We start from the raw sequence: 19,318 nt of genomic DNA, 5'->3' as shown, positions 1-19,318 counted from the left end.
GAATCATGTTTTGTATGGTTGGATCATTTATTTGTAAGAACTTATAAAACTGATTTAATACAACATAGATCCGATGCATTGTCTTTTCGTTATAGTTACGATCAGTTATCAAATATTGGAAGTATTCATTAAAATGACTAATTGTAAGGGTATCAAGACCAATCTCTTTTTTTCTAAAATATCGAAAACAATCTTCTAAATCATAACAATAGCGTTTAATTGTAGATTCTTTCCTACCTTTACTATTTAAGTGAGAGGCAAATTGCAAGATGACATCTTTACTATTTTGCTTTAATTGATTTATCAACGCCAAATGAATCAACTCTTCTCTTTTTGCTTTATTATAACAAATTAAGTGGAACATTTAGTAAAGTTTAGAAAACTTATCCAATAAATCTCTTAGTTTGATAGAATAATTGTCTTGAAACGTAATTTTCATACATATAATAGTAAAAACGTAAATAGGAAATTTCTCGGGAAAGCGCGAAATACGATACTTTATGAGTTATTTCGAGAAATTATCATAAACAAAATCATATTTTGTCGGCAGAATAAAGAGAGGTGTCATGTTTGGAGCAACCTATTCGTTTAAAGGATAACGGTCAAATAAATGTTGTGCTAAATACAATGAAAAGAGGAGAGGTTTCTCCAAATTCCATCGTTGAAACAGTCCAAAAGCCTAAACATGAATTATTGGTTGAAATTGATGACCAACTAAGACATTTAATTGGAATGGAAGAAATTAAAACAATGATTCATGAAATATATGCTTGGATCTTTATTAATAAAAAAAGGGAAGAATTGAATTTAAAGGCTGAAAAACAAGTGTTGCATATGTTGTTTAAAGGAAATCCAGGTACAGGTAAAACAACCGTTGCGAGAATCATTGGTCAATTATTTCTTAAAATGGGCGTTCTTTCAAAAGGACATTTAATAGAGGCAGAAAGAGCGGATTTGGTTGGAGAGTATATTGGACATACTGCTCAAAAAACACGTGATTTAGTCAAAAAAGCAAATGGTGGAATCCTTTTTATTGATGAAGCATATTCGTTAGGCCGTGGCGGAGAAAAGGACTTTGGCAAGGAAGCGATTGATACACTTGTAAAGCATATGGAGGATAAACATGGGGACTTTGTATTAATATTAGCCGGTTATTCTTCTGAAATGGACTATTTTTTAAGTCTCAATCCAGGGTTGAAATCAAGATTCCCTTTTATATTAGAATTCCAAGATTATAATGTAAAAGAGTTAATGGATATATCAAAGAAGATGTTTGTTGATCGAGAATATATTTTATCTCGTGAAGCAGAATTTCGTTTAAGGGACTTTATTTCAAAAGCTAAACTTGAGAACCGACAGCACTTTAGTAATGGTCGTTTCGTTCGAAATATTGTTGAAAAATCAATACGATCTCAAGCAACAAGATTAGTTTTAGAATCTGAATTTAATCGTGAGATCTTAATGAGAATTGAAGAAAAAGATTTAACGGTTAGCGATAAAAAAGAGAGTAAGAAAGAAAGTATGTAAGGCTCATTTTAAAAGCTTGCTGCTTTTTAGATTTGAACAACAAAGACAGAAGTTGAATACAACGGAAGGTACGAGACTCCTGTAGGAGATGCGGGAAGGATAAGTCATATTATAAAGACAGTCACCTCTATAGGTGACTGTCTGTGTTTACACTAGTATTTTGAAAGTTAGATCGTTTTGGTAAACTCCATTTATAATGTACTGACATTAGTCTCAATATAAATATTGCAAAAAATAATAATAATTGTTGAAGATTACCTGTTATAAACTCATTTCCAATTAATACACCGACAACAATTGCCCAAAATGCATATACTTCTGAATGTAATACCATTGGTTTTCTTTTTGCAAGTAAATCACGAACGATCCCGCCACCAATTCCAGTTAAAACTGCAGCAACAATGACTGCACTAACAGGTAGGCTTAGTTCCATAGCGTAGTTCGCACCTAAAATAGCAAATGCCGATAATCCAATCGAATCAAATAGTATTTCTAATTTTTTGAACGGTTTAATTGAAAGATGTGGAAAGAAAAATATGATTGTCATAGCAATAAGTGCAATCGTAAAATTGGTTGTTTGATTCCATAAAAAGTTAATTGGATAACCTATTAATAAATTACGAAGCGCACCGCCTCCAAAGGCAGTAGCAAAGCCCAATATATAAACGCCGAATAAATCGTAATCTTCTTCCATAGCAACGACCGCACCACTTAAGGCAAAGGAAATAGTTCCAATAATACTAAAAAGTTCCCATGTTTCCAAGAAGCAATTCCCCCGATAGAATAAAAAGATGAAAATTAATCCAGATATCATTATAATAAAGAGACAGTTAAGAGTAAAGAACAATTATTAGTTTGACAATTGTTTACAGAAAGAAGGAATTTTGTGTCTAATGAATCGAGAGAAAGAGCCATATTAGTTGGATGTCAGCTCCAAAATGTAGATGACGAAAGATTCCACTATTCGATGGAGGAATTAGCATCTTTAACGAAAACTGCAAATGGAGAAGTTGTTCTTGTAACTTCTCAAAAAAGAACGAAATATCATTCAGCTTTATACATAGGTACTGGTAAGGTAGAGGAACTAGAAGCGGCAATTGAAGAGCTTGAGCCTGAAGTTGTTATTTTTAATAATGAATTAACGCCATCTCAAATTCGCAATCTTTCTGCCAGATTAGGTACAAGAGTAATCGACCGTACACAGCTTATTTTAGATATCTTTGCACAAAGAGCAAAAACGAAGGAAGGTAAACTTCAAGTAGAATTAGCTCAACTTCAATATTTAATGCCTAGACTAGTTGGCCAAGGAACAGAGCTTTCTCGTCTTGGTGGTGGGATTGGAACAAGAGGACCTGGTGAAACAAAATTAGAATCGGATCGACGTCATATACGAAAACGAATCGATGATATCAAGCAGCAATTAAAAGTTGTCGTGGAACATAGAAAAAGATATCGTGAACGTCGTAAAAAAAATGAGATGTTTCATATTTCATTAGTTGGATATACAAATGCAGGTAAATCGACTTTATTTAATCGACTAACGAAATCAGATGTATATGAACAAGATTTATTATTTGCTACATTAGATCCTACAACTCGTAAATTTGTCTTATCAAATGGGATGACAACATTACTTACAGATACAGTAGGATTTATTCAAGATTTACCGACCTCTTTAATAGCAGCATTTCGTTCTACTTTGGAAGAAGCAACTGAAGCAGACTTTATTTTACACGTTGTTGATGCGTCACATGAAAATTATAAAAGTCATGAGATCACAGTTTCTAAATTATTAAACGATTTAGATGTTAAAAATATACCAATTCTCACAGTTTATAATAAAATTGATAACGTACATGAGGACTTCGTTCCATCTCCTGAAGAAGGTTTTATCGAAATGAGTGCACTAAGTGAAAATGATCTAGAAAAACTTCGTCAAAGAATAGAATCAGATTGCAAGCAATATATGGAGCAATATGAGGCTTTTGTTCCAGCAACTGAAGGCAAGCTGATTCATGATATGAAAAAACTTACATTAATCGATGATATTACGTTTGATGAAGAACGTGAAATTTATCAGTTAACAGGTTACGTGTTTAAAGAACACTCAATATACGACACCGTAAAAAGATATCGAAATTATAAGGAGCAATAATCGAATGCTAGAATTTTTAACACATGGGGAAAAACTCGCACCATTAGTAGCAGACGTAGAAAAAATGATTTCAGAACGTCATAAAGAAATAGATGAGGTTATTGAGTATAACCAATTTAGAGTTTTACAAAGTTTCCGTAAGCATAAGGTAAGTGATAGTCATTTTATCCCAACAACAGGTTATGGATATGACGATATAGGTAGAGATACATTAGAAGAAATTTTCGCTGATGTATTAGGAGGAGAGGCTGGGTTAGTAAGACCTCAAATCATTTCTGGGACACATGCGATTTCTACTGCACTATTTGGTGTACTTAGACCTGGCGATGAATTACTTTATATTACTGGAAAACCTTATGATACACTTGAAGAAATTGTTGGAATTCGTGGTGAAAGTGGAAATGGTTCATTAAAGGATTTCGGGATTGGTTACGAAGCAATTGATTTAGTGAATGATCGTAGAATCAATTACGAAAAAGTAGCCAATAAAATGACAAGTAAAACAAAGGTAATTGGGATTCAAAGATCAAAAGGGTATGGTACGCGTCCATCCTTTACAATTGAACAAATTAAGGAAATGATTTTATTTGTAAAAGAGATCGATCCAAAAGTTATTGTATTTGTAGATAATTGTTATGGTGAATTTGTAGAAAAACTAGAGCCTTGTCATGTTGGAGCGGATCTTATAGCAGGATCTCTTATTAAAAATCCAGGTGGGGGATTAGCTAAAACAGGTGGTTATATCGTTGGTCGCAAAGACTTAGTCGAAAAATGTGGCTATCGTTTAACTTCACCTGGTATTGGAAGAGAAGCTGGAGCATCATTATATGCATTACAGGATATGTACCATGGCTTCTTTATGGCTCCGCATATCACTGGTCAAGCACTAAAAGGTGCTATATTTACTGCAGCATTTTTAGAAAAACTAGGAATGAATACAAATCCTTCATGGGATGCAGTGAGAACAGATCTAATTCAATCTGTACAATTTGATGATAAAGATAAAATGATTGCATTCTGCCAAGCAATTCAAGCAGCCTCGCCAATCAATGCACACTTCACGCCAACAGCAAACTATATGCCTGGATATGAAGATGATGTCATTATGGCAGCTGGTACGTTCATTCAAGGTGCAAGTATCGAACTGACTGCAGACGGTCCAATTAGAGCTCCTTACATTGCATATGTGCAAGGTGGCTTAACATACGCACATGTTAAAATTGCGATTTGTTCTGCAATTAATTCTTTAATTGAGAAAGAATTATTAACGATGAAATAAATAGTAACAGCCCATCCTTCCTTTTAGAAGAATGGGCTGTTTTTTTTATGAAAATAAATGGGGGGCATACTTTCATAAGTTTTATTTCAAAGGGTTATTCTTTCTATTTAGTATCTTACAATTGAATTCTTAATTTTTCCTTAACGAATTAAATTTGAGCATTGATAAGCGGGCTTGTCAATTTTGATAGATTATGACAGTATAGAGAAGGTTAATTAAAGCAAAAATCGTAATATTTATCTCAATACCGGAGGACTTGAAACTATGTTAGAATTACCAAATTGCCCAAAATGTCAGTCTCAATATACTTATGAAGATGGAAGTTTATTAATTTGTCCTGAATGTGGCCATGAATGGACACTTGAACAAGCAAATGAAAATGATGAAGCGAAAATTGTAAAAGATGCTAACGGAAATGTATTAAATGACGGTGATTCAGTAACTGTCATAAAGGATTTAAAAGTAAAGGGTACTTCATTAGTCGTGAAAATCGGAACAAAAGTAAAAAGCATTCGTTTAGTAGAAGGCGATCATGACATTGATTGTAAAATCGAAGGATTCGGTGCGATGAAATTAAAATCAGAGTTTGTTAAGAAAATATAATTTATTCAGACTGCCCTAAACGCTCGCTTTCTTCGTTGCATCGTCTGCTTGCGGTGCTCAATTACCGACAAAGGTAACTCCGCTCCTCATCAGTATTGGCGCCTCGAAAGACAAGCGTTTTCAATCAGTCTAAATCTCTAAGTTTTTGTACTTTGTGCATAACTGAACCCACTATGCGTGGGTCTTTTTTTGTAATCTTTAAGCAATATTTTTATGCTCGTGAGACTTTTTTTTACTTCTAGTTAAGATGAGTAAGGCTAAAATAGAAAAGAAAATTGGTCCTGCAATCATCCAAATAGTCGAGTTGTAGTCTCCGTCGATCATAGGTTGAATGATCGTAAAAAAGTTCGCAAATCCAACAACTAAAATGACAAGGATACTAGCAAATAACGCAGAAGCGTAGGTTTTGAAAATCTCAAATGGTTTTTCAATCTGTTCATTTTTCTTAAACATTGGATAGGCTATGCCTAAAAAGATATAAGGCAGAGTCATTGAGACATTTGTCATTAATGTTAATTTGTTAAAAAATGAAGATGCACCTTCTCCTCCAAATGAAGTTAGAAGAATGATCACAGCGACGATTGAAAATTGTACCCACATTGCATTGACTGGCATACCAATTTGATTCGTTTCTGATAATTTAGAAGGCCATAAATACTTTGGTGTACCTTTTATAATTGTTTTCAATGGTGCATAAATAAGTGTGAAAAACGCACCTGTATAAGCAAAAAACATTGATAATCCTGTAACTCTTGCAAACCAAGTTCCAACTAAATCTGCTGTTCCAGCTGAGAGATTGAAAGCATTTCCGAATTCTAAGCCTAAATTATACATTAACACATATGTTATATTCCCTAAATTAGTTGTTTCTGCACTTAATGCACTTGTCCAATTAATAAAAATACCACATAGGAAAATACCGAGTGAATAGCCGATTGAAATAATAATGGCCGAAATTGTAATTCCTTTTGGGAAATTTCGTTCGGCATTTTCTGTTTGATCAACCAATCCACCAATTGCTTCTAATCCTCCATAAGCAAATATAGCAAAAACAACAAATGATAATACAGCTAACGTTGAAAGATAATTAGGATTTGGAGATTGTGTGAAAGCTGAAAAGCCATTGATTGGTTGCGCCATTTTTCCGCCATTTAATATAAAAATAATAAAACTTGTAATCAATAACACTAAATTTAAGGAGGTAACCGCAACTCCACCAATAGATGTCACTTTACTTATTTTTTCGATTCCTTTTGATGCGAAAAATGTAACGACAAACATCCAAAGTAAAGCTAATAGACCAATTGACTGAGTCGATGAAAGACCAAGAATTGATAAATTTTGTGTTCGGTCTGCCCCAAAAATAAACGTGGACAATGGAATCCACACCTTCGAAGCAACACTAACCATCCAAATGACATAGGAAGAAAACCACATAAATGTCCCGATAAATGCAAATCTAGGACCGACTGAATCAGACATCCAAGTATAAATGCCACCTTCAGATTTTTTATATGCAGCGCCAAATTCTGCCATCATAAAGGCAAAGGGGATGAAGAATGTAATAGCAGAAATTAAATACCAAGGAATTGCACTGTACCCCATCAAATAAAATGCAGTTGGAATATTGGCGAATCCATAAACAGATGTAAATACCATTAAAATTAAACCTAGTAACGAAAGTTTTTTACTCAGGAAGAATCACCTCAACAATACAAATTGTCCCTAAAGATATAGGAGTTAGCTTATTTTCTTCAAAAAAGATAGAAAAAATACAAAAAGGGCATGTAATGGAGAAAAGGAATTATTTTTTAAAAGATGTCGTAAAGAAGGGGGGAAATGTAAAAAAGGGAATAAGTTCAAGATCATGTCGACCTTAATCCTATTCCCAGGTTTTATCATTCGATTGTTTTATTAGCCTTGTGTTACTTGCTCTTCATAAATCGGTACCCAGCCTTCAGTTGTAACAAACAGTCTAACTGCGACAACTTTGCGATCTTCAGCTAGTGTGAAGAAGTGGCGAACATTTGGTGGTACTGAAATTAAGTCACCAGGGTTTAAGTTAACATGGAAGAACCCTTCGTTGCCTTCAATAATAAAAGTACCGTGGCCACTTACAATAAAGCGCACTTCATCATCAGTATGGTGGTGTTCACGATTGAAATTTTTCAACAACTCATCCAAGTTCGGAGTTACATCAGAAAGTGAAATGATATCACTTGCTAAATAGCCACGGCGTGTTGAAATACTATCAATTTCAGTTTTAAATGTTGTAAGTATTAAAGATTTTTCTTCATCAGAAAGAATGAATTTTTCTCTTAAAGATGGATCTAATTGTTCAATATTCCAATTTTCATAAATAACACCTTGTTCTTCTAAATAAGATGTAACCTCAACATCATTCGTAATGTGAAAATCCTTTTTTTCTACCCAAATAGTTGCCATTTTTCATTCCTCCATAAGGTTTAATTTTTAATGAAAAGATTATTTAAACTTCCTTGTAATGAATATTGAAATAAAAATTCATAAGCCTCTAAATGTTTTTTTGCTTCAAAAGCTGATGTACCCCAAACAGTAATACCATGGTTATGGATGAGTACAGCTCCTTGATCTTGTTTAATATGAGGTAGAAATTCTTCAGCTAAAGTAGGGATATGTGCATGATTTTTGATAATCGGAATCGTTATTTCTTCATCTTCCTCCCATAAACCTAAAGCTTTAATAATTTCAATTCCTGAAAATGAACATTCTGTTTGTGCAGGAAAATCCTTCGTGATCAGATTGTTAGCGATCGTATGAACATGTAAAACACAAGTCGCATTCGTGTGCAAATAGATTAATCGATGCAAGATGCTTTCGGCAGATGGTTTTTTCGTATCATCCCAGATGGATTGATCAAATTCGTTTAAAAGTAAAAAGTCATCATACGTATGTTTTGTTTTATCTATACCACTTGTTGTAACTAAGTAATTTAAAGGTGCATCATTAACTTTGATTGATAGATTACCACTCGTACCTAAAAACCAATCTCTTTTTGCAAGAGTTTGTTTTATGTCACGAATTTCATCGTAACGTTTGAAAAAGTCCTTCAAACTAATACCTCCTTGTTTAACGCCGCTTGAATATCATGAAAATTTGAAAACGAAATATAAGGTAGACTTAATTCTTCACATTTTTCTATTAAGAAGTCTCTTGCAAAAATTAAGTTCGCCTCTTTAGCAATTTGTAAATCGGTAATGGAATCACCAATTACAATTATGAAATCATCTGAATGACTAAACTTTCTCATAACTGAAGGCTTACACATACCACAATCATTCGAACAATGATCATCACAAGAATGGTCCCAATGAATGATCACGGTTTCGCCCGAAAAATCAGTTCGATTACATAACACATCCGAAGAGGGGAGGTAGTCAGCTAAAATTGGATGAACAAAAAAGTCTAAACCACCACTTACAACTTTTAAATCATAATTGCTTTGTTTGACGAATTGGATAAAATCTTGAAAACCATCTCTAATATTCGTACTTTCTGTGACAAACCTTATCATTTCTTCTTTTTTTGATGAAGGGATTGTAGAAAACATTTTTTCTACGCCTTCACGAATTGAAATTTTTCCACTTAAAACATCTGATGTTAAGACTTTTGCGGAAGGTGAAGCGAATTGCTTAATTAATGTTACGATGTTGTCGCCTTCAGTGATCGTTCCATCAAAGTCACAAAATATTTTTATTGCCATTCTTTTACCCCCATAGTTGCAAAGCCTTTTGAAGTGATGTGTCCGGTAGTGCATATTCATTTAAATTAATGCCAGAAAGTGTTGCGGTAATAGCTTCTCTAAATGCATTTCCTCCGCCAATCGGACCATCTGGATGACCATGTATTCCACCGCCTGCATTAATAACTTGGTCAGTTCCAAAATCTTGAATTAACCTAGGCACTAAACCTGGATGAATACCAGCAGATGGAACCGGGAATGTTTCTTTTAATCCATTTTGTACCGTAAGATTTTCTGCAATTTTTAAAGCAGTTTCTTTTTGTAAAGCAACAGACCCGTACGGAGAAGGGAATAAGCTAAAGTCTGCTCCTGCAACACGTACTAATTTCCCTAATAATAAACCTGCATCAATCCCATAAATAGGGGAAGCACTAAATGCTCCCGATACAGCAGGATGTGCCATGATCGGAACTTGAATTGATGGGTCCTCTGCTAAACTTTGAAGAACATCAATACCATAAGAAAATACATTTAATAAAAATACATCAGCACCAGCTTCTGCAGCTTGTTTTGCTTTTTCTTTCAATTCGTATGTACGACCAGTTAAATTCACCGCATATAAGGTTCTGTGACCAGTTTTTTCATACACTTGTTGTAAAACTTTTTTCCCTTGCGTAACTCGTTCTGCTAACGAAGTCACTGTATCAAATAAAATTTCGTCGTCTTTTATTAAGTCTACTCCGCCCAGTGCTTGTTTTTTTAGTTCCTCTGAAATGTAATGTATATCTCTACCAATCACTGATTTGAAAATACTCATCAATAAAGGACGATCATACACATCAACTTTTTCTCTGATCCCACTGATCCCAAATTTTGGTCCAGGGAATTGCTTTAAAATATCGTCAGTAAAATTCAAGTCTACTAATTTAATTTCACCATCAAGTGATAATTTTCCAAAAACAGTTGTTAAGATTGCTGGAATATCAAGTGTAAAATTTAAACTAGGATAATAGATTTCAATTAAACCTTTCGTTGGTCTTTGACCAAAGTATTCAGCAATATTGTCTTCGCATTCGACTTCACGAATCGAAAGTACTTTACCTTTATGTTTTTGTAATTGAATTTGATCATTTTGAGGTAAAGATGTCCAAGAACCTACTGTTAATCCAAGTGCAATGGACTCTGCTTTTTTTTCTAAATGATGATTTTTGTCATAAACCTGGTACGTTGCAATTACACCACTCATTTCATGACCTCCTTGATAATTAGTGAATAAAAACAAAAAACCTCTCACAAGGAGAGGTATACCTACACCTTATCTGTCAGCAAAATGCTGCGAGAATTAGCACCGTGCTATAAAATATAGCCGGTTGCCGGGTTTCATCGGGCTCGGTCCCTCCACCTACTCTGAATAAGTTAATATTTAATTTTGAATTTTTAACATAATCGCATTATTTCACGAACAATTGGAATTGTCAAACATTAAATGTTTAAAAATATTTCGAGATTTTTTAAACGTGAGATAGCTTCTTCTAATCTGCTAGTGTCAGTCAATAGACCTACTCTTACATATCCTTCACCAAATTCACCAAAACCATTACCAGGTGCAACAGCGATATGTGCCTTTTCTAGTAATAGATCTGCAAATTCCGTTGATGTAAATCCATTTGGTACTTTAAGCCAAGCAAAGAATGATCCAGCTGGGGAGGTGACATTCCATCCGATTTCTCGGCAACCATTGATGAATACATTTCTTCTTTCTTCGTAAAGAGATAATAATTCTTTCACACTTTCTTGTGATTCAGTTAATGCAACAGCGGCTGCTTCTTGGATTGCAGGAAATAAACTAACATAAAGATGGTCTTGTAATAAATTAATCGCTGAAACCACTTCTTTATTTCCAACGGCAAACCCAACTCGCCATCCTGCCATATTATAAGTTTTAGATAGAGTATAAATTTCAATACCACAGTCTCTTGATCCAGGAGTTTGAAGGAAGCTGATCGGCTTTTTACCATCAAATCCAAAGGCTCCATAAGCGAAATCATGGCAAACTGTTATTTGATTATTTTTTGCTAATTGAACCGTTTCTTCAAAAAATTCTGATGTAGCAACTGCACCAGTAGGGTTATTAGGATAATTAATAAATAATATTTTACTAGCATCTAAAACGTCTTGAGGAATCTTTTGATAGTCAGGTAAGAAATGATTTTCCTCAATCAACGGTAAAGTATATGGTACTGTTTTAGAAAGTGCAATTCCTGATAAATAGTCAGGGTATCCTGGATCAGGAACTAAAATTGTATCGCCTTCATCACATAAGCATAGTGGTAATTCAACTAAACCTGCTTTTCCACCAAATAAAATGGCTACTTCTTCTTCAGGATCTAAATCGACATCATACTCTCGTTTATAAAAATCGACAATTGCTTTTTTTAAACTGCTAATTCCTCGAAATGGAGAGTATTTATGAGTAATAGGATTTTCTACTGAACTTTGTAGAGCTTTTATAATATGATTTGGTGTTGGTTGGTCAGGGTTACCTTGACCAAGATTAATAACATCATGGCCGTTTTTAATAGACTCATTTACTTTCATAACGAGAGAAGCAAAGAATTGCTTTGGTAGATTTTCTAATAATTTACTAGGTTTCAAGTTCATCACTCCAAAAGATATAGTTCATTGATTTGTATGAATACAAGCCATAAATTTCAAACATTGAATATTGCAATAACTTTCACCATCATATATGCTCATTTTAAAAATGTCTATAATATTTAGAATAGGGTGAATATAAATTGATTAAGATTGCATGTATACAGTCAGACGTTATTTTAGGGGATTCTATGACAAATTCCATGAAAATGAAAGGCAAAATTGTTGAGGCAATAAATCAACAGGCAACTGTAATTGTGTTGCCTGAGCTGTGGACGACGGGATATTGTTTAGAAGAAATTACGAAGCATACAGGACAACAGGAATCTATTATTTCTGAACTTCAAACGATTGCTCGCAAGTCTCAAGTGACAATCATAGGTGGTTCATTTCCAATTGAGCGTGAACATGGCGTGACAAATACATTAATCGTGATTAACAGTCAAGGTGATGTAGTGAAAGAATACGACAAAGTCCATTTGTTCCAGCTAATGAACGAGCACCACTTTTTACAGTCTGGAACTGATAATGGATTATTTACGATCGATGGTTTAGATGCTGCTGGATTTGTTTGTTATGATTTGCGTTTTCCGGAGTGGATTCAAACACATGCAGTAAATGGCGCAAAGATATTATTTTTTGTTGCTGAATGGCCTATTCAAAGAATGGAGCATTGGGAAACTTTACTAAAAGCACGTGCAATAGAGAACCAATGCTATGTTGTCGCGTGTAATCGTGTAGGTAAAGATTTAGCAAATACATTTGGTGGAGGCTCAATGGTGATTGATCCTTGGGGTGAAGTTTTAGTGAAAGCTTCAACCGAAGAAGAAATTATTTACGGAGAAATAGACCGAGAAAAAGTAGAGGAAATCCGCCATACGATCCCAATCTTTGAAGACAGAAAAGATGGAATTTATAAAAGTTTCAAAAAAAACGTTTGACAAACTAAAAAATAATCATCTACAATACTGTTATAAAATTTAATATGCGAACTCTTATTTCGAGTAGGCGGAGGGATTTGGCCCGATGATGCCCAGCAACCGACCATAATACCATTGTGAAATGGGGCGTAATTATACGCCTGAGCTTAAATGCTCAGTAAGGCACGGTGCTAATTCCAACAGAAAAGAAATTTTCTGGTAGATAAGAGACGAAAGCCAATTTCCGATTGCCCCTTTTCGTCTCGAGAAGGGGCTTTTTATTTTGACTATTAGGGGGATGGAGATAAATGACTGTCATTCAGAAAAAAGAATATAGACCTTTAACAGAGGCGACATCAATCACTTACTTACAAAAATTGGGTTATTTTACAAATCAAGTATGTGAAAGTGTTGAAATTGGGGATGGAAATTTAAACTTAGTTTTTAAAGTAAGACCTGTTGGTCAAGAGCAAGGATTAATTATAAAGCAAGCATTACCATATGCAAAAGTAGTTGGAGAAAGCTGGCCGCTAACATTAAAAAGAGCAACAATCGAGAGTAATGCAACAAACATTTATAATGATTTAATTCCAAATCTAGTTCCGAAAATATTTGCACATGATGAAGAACAAGCAGTAACAGTTATGGAGGATCTATCTCATTTACAAATCTTACGTAAAGGATTGATTGAAAAGAAAAGCTTTCCATTTTTTGCAGAACACATCGGTGAGTTTTTAGCAAATTCATTATTTTTCACATCTGATTTCGGAGCGACACCTGCTAAAAAGAAGGAGTTAGAGCTTACTTTTCATAATCCGGAGCTTTGCGATATAACGGAAGATCTAGTATATACGGATCCGTTTTTTAATAGCGAGACAAATAGTTTTGAAGAGGAACTACTAGAAGATGTTCAAGATTTATGGAACGATGAAGTGTTACAACTTGAAGCTGCTAAGCTGAAACTGGATTTCTTATCGAAAAAAGAAGCTTTATTACACGGTGATTTACATACAGGCAGTATTTTTGCATCAGCAACTGAAACAAAAGTAATCGACCCAGAATTTGCATTCGTTGGTCCAATAGGATTTGATTTAGGTCAAATTCAAGCAAATCTCTTGTTCCAAATTTTTAGTAGAACTGACCAAAAAGAAGAAATCTTTGATCAGCTTGTTACGATTGAAAAAGTATTCAATGAAACATTTATCAAGCTATGGGAAGTGCATAGTGTAAGGCCATTTAATCAAGTTGAACTAATTAAAGAAAAAATTGAAGGATACTGGATTGATGCAATTGGGGTTATTGGTTGTGAATGTATTAGACGTTCGATTGGTTTAGCACATGTAGAAGATATTGATACACTTGAACTAGACCGTAAAATTGCAATTAAAAAAGAGATCCTTGCATTTGGGGCAAATTGTATAAAGAATAGATTTACTATTGGCAATATTAAAAATTTGATTTCTGATTGGAGCAACAAATCATGACTACATTACAACAAATACCCGAATCATTACAGTGGAACGGTGAAACTTTAAACATTCTTGACCAAACAAAATTACCACTAGAAATTGTTTATATAGAAGCAACCTCATTACAAGATGTGAGAGAAGCGATTGTAAAGTTACAAGTGAGAGGAGCACCTGCGATTGGATTGGCAGCTGCTTATGGTTTGTATTTAGGTGTTCGTGACATTGAAACTGACAAAGTAGAAGAGTTTCGCGAGCAGTCAAGACAACTTGCTGATGAATTAATTAGTGCAAGACCAACTGCTGTAAATTTAGCTTGGGCTGTAGAGAAGCTACTTCAACTTAGCTCAGATGCAAAGTCAGTAGCAGAAGCAAAATTTAGCATTATGGAAGAAGCGATTAAATTACATTTAGCGGACGAAGCAACATGTAAAGAAATTGGAGAAAATGCATTAACACTTTTACATGATGGTGCTGCAGTGTTGACACATTGCAATGCAGGTAGTATTGCGACAAGTCGATATGGAACCGCACTTGCTCCTCTTCATTTAGCAAAAGAAAAGGGTTGGGAAATTTCAGCATTTGCTACTGAAACTAGACCAGTCTTTCAAGGGGCTAGATTAACATCATGGGAATTAAAGCAAAGTGGCATTCCTGTAACACTATTAACAGATAATATGGTGGGCTATTTATTACAAAATAAAAAAGTTGATGCCATAATAGTCGGTGCTGACAGAATTACGGCAAATGGTGATACGGCAAATAAAATAGGGACATTACAATTAGCAATTTTAGCAAATTATTATCAAATCCCATTTTATGTAGCAGCTCCACTTTCAACGATTGATTTGTCAATCGAGAGAGGAAAAGAAATTGTGATTGAACAACGCGACCGTAGCGAAGTGACAAATATTGGAGATTTACAAATCGCTCCAGATGGTATTGATGTCTTAAATCCAGCATTTGATGTTACGCCAAATGAATTAATTACTGCGATTATTACAGAAAAAGGAATCGTAACAAGGAATTATCGTGAAACATTTTTACGATGGGGGAATGAAGAATGAAAAAAATCATTGCAACTTTATCAATTACAGCTATCTTATTGACAGCATGTGGGAATGAGCAAAATGCTGTTTCGAATCAAAAATCACAAGTGACAAGTACAACTGAGAAAAAAACAAATACAACTAATAATGCAGTTGAAATACCAGCAGCAGTTAATAAAAAATTAAAGATTGCATTAGTAATGGAATTCTCGATCGGAACATTCTCTTCACAATACATTGATGGTGTAAAAAGACAGGTAGAGAAATTTGGTGGAGAAGTTCAAGTATACAATGCTGATAATGATTTAGCGAAAATGGCTGCAAATTTAGATACAGCAGTTAATGCAAAGGTAGATGGCATTTTAATCGATCACGGCCGTAAAGAAACATTAGAAAAAGGTGTGGAAAAAGCATTAGAAGCGGGTATACCTGTCGTTTCATTTGATAGTGATTTAAATCTTCCTGGTGTAACAGTTATCGACCAAGATGATTATAGTCTAGCTTGGAAAAGCTTAAAAAGCCTAGCTGAAGATTTAAATGGCAAAGGCAAAATCGCAACAATCTGGGTTGGTGGGTTTACTCCGATGGATCGTAGAAAGGTAATGATTGAAGCATTCTATAAACGATACCCGGGTATTAAAGAGGTTGCTAGATTTGGAAAAGCAAGTAGCAATACAATGTTGGATACACAAGCACAAGTTGAAGCACTACTAAAGAAATATTCTAAAGGAGAACTAGATGCCATTTTTGCAACTTGGGATGAGTTTGCAAAGGGTGCAACAAAAGCAATTCAACAAGCAGGTCGTACAGAAATAAAAGTTTATGGTATTGACTTAAGCGATGAAGATTTACAGTTAATCCAACAACCTGATTCACCATGGGTTGCATCAGCAGCAAGTGATCCAGGAGAAATTGGTGAAGTTCAATCTAGATTCCTATATCAAAAAATAGCAGGTGAAGAAACACCGGATATATACTCATTGGAACCTAAATTAATAGAAAAAGAGGATTTACCAACTACGCCAATTAAGGTGAGTGACTTAAGTAAATATAGCAAAAACTGGACACCAACATCAGCTGCAACATCACCATGGATGGAGCAATTAGAGAAAGGGAAATAAACATGACTATTCAACTAGAAAACGTATCGTTTAGTTATGGAGACACAGAAGTACTAAGAGAAATCAATTTGAATGTTGAATCTGGTAAAGTAGTTGGATTTGCTGGGTTAAATGGTGCTGGTAAAAGTACTTTATTAAAGCTTCTTGCAAAAAGACACTTACCTACAAGTGGAACAATTACATTTAATGAAATTGACTCGATGGCATATGTCCCTCAGGAAGTAGATGAGGGACTAGTGCAAGGATTGACAGTCATCGAAAATTTAATGATTGCAATTCACCGTGAACATAAACATGTATTTTTTTCTAAAAAGAAGAGTATTGAGTACGCGACTCAAAGATTATCTAGTTGGAACTTATCATTACCCTATTTAAAGACTGTTTATGATTGTTCTATATATGAAAAACAATTGATTTTAATCGCAAAAGCTTTATTAAATGATGCATCGCTCTTTTTGTTTGACGAACCAACTTCATCATTAGGAAAAAGTGAAAAAGAACAATTTTTCTCATTTTTAAAGGTACTAAAAAAACAAGGAAAATCAATTGTCGTTATATTACATTCAATTGAAGAGATCTTGTCACACTGTGATGAACTCGTCATTTTAAAAAATGGTGAAATCAATCAGCAATCGCAGTCTACTTTTCTTACAAACGAAATAATCTTAGAGAAAATGTCTTCGTCTACGTTTTCTTTTAATAAGAAGAGAAAGTTACATGATGAACTTGCTTATCAGTTCCATCATATCAATCTAGTTGATTCTAAACCTTCTATTAATATGGAAATAAATAAAGGTGAAGTTATAGTCATCTATGGTGCAAATGGAAATAAAAAATCTACACTAGCAAAAACGCTTTGGGGAGACAAAAAATCATACGATTTGATTAAAGAAAATAAAACTGTTTCAATTCATTCTCCAATCAGTGCGAATAATCAAGGGATTGCGTTTGTGCCAGAAGACAGAAGAAAAGAAGGAATCTTTCTTCATCATTCAATTCGTGAAAATGTATCAATTCATGAACATGGTTGGATTAAGAAACATCTCGAGGTCGCAAAAACAAGCTCTTTTATTCAGTCATTAAGTATTTTTCCAAAAGACACTGAAAAAGAAGTGATTCATTTAAGTGGTGGAAATCAGCAAAAGGTTAGCATCGCAAAGTGGATTACACCAAATACACGCTGTCTAATTTTAGATGAACCATTAAAAGGTGTAGATATTTACGCAAAACAACATATTTTCCAGTTTATTGACGATTTTTGTTCAAATGGAGGATGTGTTTTCTATTTTACAAATGACATTGAGGAAGCAAATATTATTGGTGATAAACACTATACCATCGTGCAAGGTGAATTATTGGAGGGAATCAAGTGACTCAGTGGGCCCAAACACAAGGTAAAAGGATCGTTTTAGATTTTGGAGCAATTTGGCTTCTACTACTTGTTATTGTATTTTTCTCAATGACATCTAGTTCTTTCTTATCTTATAGTAATATTTCAGATATTTTAAGATCAATTTCAATTGTTACTTTATTAGCGATTGGTGTAACGTTTAGCTTAATCATTGACGGTTTAGATTTATCAGTCGGATCAACAGCAAGTATCAGTACGGTTTTGGCCGCATATTGTTTAATCGTTTTAAGGCAAGAATTATGGGTTACATTACTCGTAGCAATTGTCATTGGATTAATCATAGGGCTAGCGAACGGATTATTCATCACAAAAGGGAAATTACCAGATTTATTAGTGACATTGGCGATGATGTATGTAGTAAATGGATTACAATTAACATTAACAAAAGGTTCTTCTATATATGAAGGCATGACGATTAATAATGAAGTAACAACTGGTCATTTTATTCCATCCTTCTTATACTTGGGGCAAGGTTCTTTATTTAATATTCCTGTGGCTGTCATTATCATGGCTGTATGTATTCTAATTTCTCATTTGTTTTTAGAAAAAACAACATGGGGTCGTGTATTTTTCTTTATAGGCGGGAATAAAACTGCTGCTCATCTATCGGCGATGCCGGTTAATAAATATCGCGTCTATGCTTATGTAATTAGTGGATTATTTGCAGCCTTAGGTGGAATTTTACTTGCAAGCCGCGTAGGTACAGGGCAAGTTTCAGCAGGTACACCTTTATTAATGGATAGTATTACAGCGGCTTATATAGGAATCGCGATGTTTGGGAAAGGAAAACCTAATATTGTTGGGACTTTTTTAGGCGCGTGTTTAATGGGAATTTTATTAAATGGTTTTACGATGTTAAATGTTCCTTATTTCGCGCAAGATATTATTAAAGGCGCATTATTATTAGGTGCAATTTTCCTTGCTAAAAAAAATAAATAATCATTTAGAAAGAATCTCCATAAACTGGAGATTTTTTTTGATTTTAANNCCTAACATTGTGTTGACACTTTTTCTGACATGGAATAAAATACTAATAGATGAACGAAAGGAGCATTGCTATGAATGATCAAGTAAGACGCTCAATGCCACTTTTTCCGATTGGAATAGTCATTTCGTTAACTGAATTATCAGCAAGACAAATTAGATATTATGAAGAACATGATTTAATTCATCCAGCTCGAACTGAAAGTAAACGTAGATTATATTCATTTAACGATGTAGATCGATTATTAGAAATAAAAAAATTTATTGAACAGGGCTTAAATTTAGCAGGAATTAAAGAAGTACTACACTTAAAAGCTCAAGATCAAACAAAAGAGACTGTTGTTCAGCAAGTGATTGTTGAAAAATCGATTTCAGATGACCAACTTAGAAAGATGTTGCGCCAGGAGTTATATCAAACTGGTAAGCT

At 34.2% G+C, this 19,318-nt stretch carries 19 protein-coding genes and 2 riboswitches; of the genes, 11 read left to right on the top strand and 8 right to left on the bottom strand.

Going from position 1 to position 19,318, the window contains the following annotated elements; all coding sequences use genetic code 11:
* On the bottom strand, positions 1-313 hold a 313-nt coding region (locus V7056_RS15550), incomplete at its 3' end, for a phage integrase N-terminal SAM-like domain-containing protein (protein ID WP_499703337.1).
* Positions 314-570: 257 nt separating this feature from the next.
* Here V7056_RS15550 and spoVK point away from each other — a divergent pair.
* Positions 571-1,527 (top strand): stage V sporulation protein K, encoded by a 957-nt coding sequence (gene spoVK / locus V7056_RS15545; protein WP_499703336.1) that lies wholly within the window; start codon positions 571-573, stop codon positions 1,525-1,527.
* 127 nt (positions 1,528-1,654) lie between these two features.
* Here spoVK and V7056_RS15540 read toward each other — a convergent pair whose 3' ends face one another.
* Positions 1,655-2,290, bottom strand: coding sequence for a trimeric intracellular cation channel family protein (locus tag V7056_RS15540; protein WP_499703335.1), 636 nt, complete (start codon positions 2,288-2,290; stop codon positions 1,655-1,657).
* 123 nt (positions 2,291-2,413) lie between these two features.
* Between V7056_RS15540 and hflX the strand changes: the two genes are divergently transcribed.
* The 3 genes from hflX (at position 2,414) to V7056_RS15525 (ending at position 5,564) form a co-directional block, all read left to right on the top strand.
* Positions 2,414-3,682, top strand: a complete 1,269-nt coding sequence (gene hflX / locus V7056_RS15535; protein ID WP_499703334.1) for a GTPase HflX — start codon at positions 2,414-2,416, stop codon at positions 3,680-3,682.
* Between the two features lie 4 nt (positions 3,683-3,686).
* The gene (locus V7056_RS15530) at positions 3,687-4,961 is read left to right on the top strand and encodes a methionine gamma-lyase family protein (protein WP_499703333.1); all 1,275 of its coding nucleotides are present in this window, start codon (positions 3,687-3,689) and stop codon (positions 4,959-4,961) included.
* Positions 4,962-5,225: 264 nt separating this feature from the next.
* A complete protein-coding gene (locus tag V7056_RS15525) occupies positions 5,226-5,564 on the top strand; it encodes a zinc ribbon domain-containing protein YjdM (protein ID WP_499703332.1) in 339 nt (112 codons plus the stop codon).
* A 198-nt stretch (positions 5,565-5,762) separates the two neighbouring features.
* Here V7056_RS15525 and yjeM read toward each other — a convergent pair whose 3' ends face one another.
* The 6 genes from yjeM to V7056_RS15495 all read right to left on the bottom strand — a co-directional run bounded on the left by yjeM (position 5,763) and on the right by V7056_RS15495 (position 11,949).
* Positions 5,763-7,259, bottom strand: a complete 1,497-nt coding sequence (yjeM, locus tag V7056_RS15520; protein WP_499703341.1) for a glutamate/gamma-aminobutyrate family transporter YjeM — start codon at positions 7,257-7,259, stop codon at positions 5,763-5,765.
* A gap of 219 nt (positions 7,260-7,478) precedes the next feature.
* Entirely contained in the window at positions 7,479-8,009 is a 531-nt protein-coding gene (locus tag V7056_RS15515; protein WP_499703331.1) for a cupin domain-containing protein, read from the bottom strand.
* Positions 8,010-8,029: 20 nt separating this feature from the next.
* Positions 8,030-8,656, bottom strand: a complete 627-nt coding sequence (locus V7056_RS15510) for a methylthioribulose 1-phosphate dehydratase (protein WP_499703329.1) — start codon at positions 8,654-8,656, stop codon at positions 8,030-8,032.
* A complete protein-coding gene (locus tag V7056_RS15505) occupies positions 8,653-9,306 on the bottom strand; it encodes a 2-hydroxy-3-keto-5-methylthiopentenyl-1-phosphate phosphatase (protein WP_499703328.1) in 654 nt (217 codons plus the stop codon). Before V7056_RS15505 ends, V7056_RS15510 begins: the two co-directional genes overlap by 4 nt.
* Before the next feature lie 4 nt (positions 9,307-9,310).
* The gene (locus V7056_RS15500; protein ID WP_499703327.1) at positions 9,311-10,531 is read right to left on the bottom strand and encodes a 2,3-diketo-5-methylthiopentyl-1-phosphate enolase; all 1,221 of its coding nucleotides are present in this window, start codon (positions 10,529-10,531) and stop codon (positions 9,311-9,313) included.
* 66 nt (positions 10,532-10,597) lie between these two features.
* A riboswitch (SAM riboswitch) is annotated at positions 10,598-10,703 on the bottom strand.
* Positions 10,704-10,767: 64 nt separating this feature from the next.
* Positions 10,768-11,949 (bottom strand): pyridoxal phosphate-dependent aminotransferase, encoded by a 1,182-nt coding sequence (locus tag V7056_RS15495; RefSeq protein WP_499703326.1) that lies wholly within the window; start codon positions 11,947-11,949, stop codon positions 10,768-10,770.
* 137 nt (positions 11,950-12,086) lie between these two features.
* Between V7056_RS15495 and V7056_RS15490 the strand changes: the two genes are divergently transcribed.
* The 7 genes from V7056_RS15490 to V7056_RS15460 all read left to right on the top strand — a co-directional run.
* Entirely contained in the window at positions 12,087-12,881 is a 795-nt protein-coding gene (locus V7056_RS15490) for a carbon-nitrogen family hydrolase (RefSeq protein WP_499703340.1), read from the top strand.
* A gap of 51 nt (positions 12,882-12,932) precedes the next feature.
* Positions 12,933-13,090, top strand: a riboswitch (SAM riboswitch).
* 78 nt (positions 13,091-13,168) lie between these two features.
* Positions 13,169-14,344: an S-methyl-5-thioribose kinase gene (gene mtnK / locus V7056_RS15485; RefSeq protein WP_499703325.1), complete on the top strand. Its 1,176-nt coding sequence runs from the start codon at positions 13,169-13,171 to the stop codon at positions 14,342-14,344.
* The gene (mtnA, locus tag V7056_RS15480; protein ID WP_499703324.1) at positions 14,341-15,393 is read left to right on the top strand and encodes an S-methyl-5-thioribose-1-phosphate isomerase; all 1,053 of its coding nucleotides are present in this window, start codon (positions 14,341-14,343) and stop codon (positions 15,391-15,393) included. The genes mtnK and mtnA overlap by 4 nt, the downstream gene beginning before the upstream one ends.
* Positions 15,390-16,496 (top strand): sugar ABC transporter substrate-binding protein, encoded by a 1,107-nt coding sequence (locus V7056_RS15475; protein ID WP_499703323.1) that lies wholly within the window; start codon positions 15,390-15,392, stop codon positions 16,494-16,496. Before mtnA ends, V7056_RS15475 begins: the two co-directional genes overlap by 4 nt.
* Positions 16,497-16,498: 2 nt before the next feature.
* Complete coding sequence (locus tag V7056_RS15470; protein ID WP_499703322.1) at positions 16,499-17,869, top strand: ATP-binding cassette domain-containing protein; 1,371 nt, start codon at positions 16,499-16,501, stop codon at positions 17,867-17,869.
* 86 nt (positions 17,870-17,955) lie between these two features.
* A complete protein-coding gene (locus V7056_RS15465; RefSeq protein WP_499703339.1) occupies positions 17,956-18,846 on the top strand; it encodes an ABC transporter permease in 891 nt (296 codons plus the stop codon).
* Between the two features lie 119 nt (positions 18,847-18,965).
* On the top strand, positions 18,966-19,318 hold a 353-nt coding region (locus V7056_RS15460; RefSeq protein ID WP_499703321.1), incomplete at its 3' end, for a MerR family transcriptional regulator.

The sequence above is a fragment of the Bacillus sp. JJ664 genome (assembly GCF_036962205.1).
Taxonomy (GTDB): domain Bacteria; phylum Bacillota; class Bacilli; order Bacillales; family Bacillaceae_G; genus Gottfriedia.
Note: the sequence above shows the minus strand (reverse complement) of the source record. Positions and strands in the feature narration are given on the sequence as shown.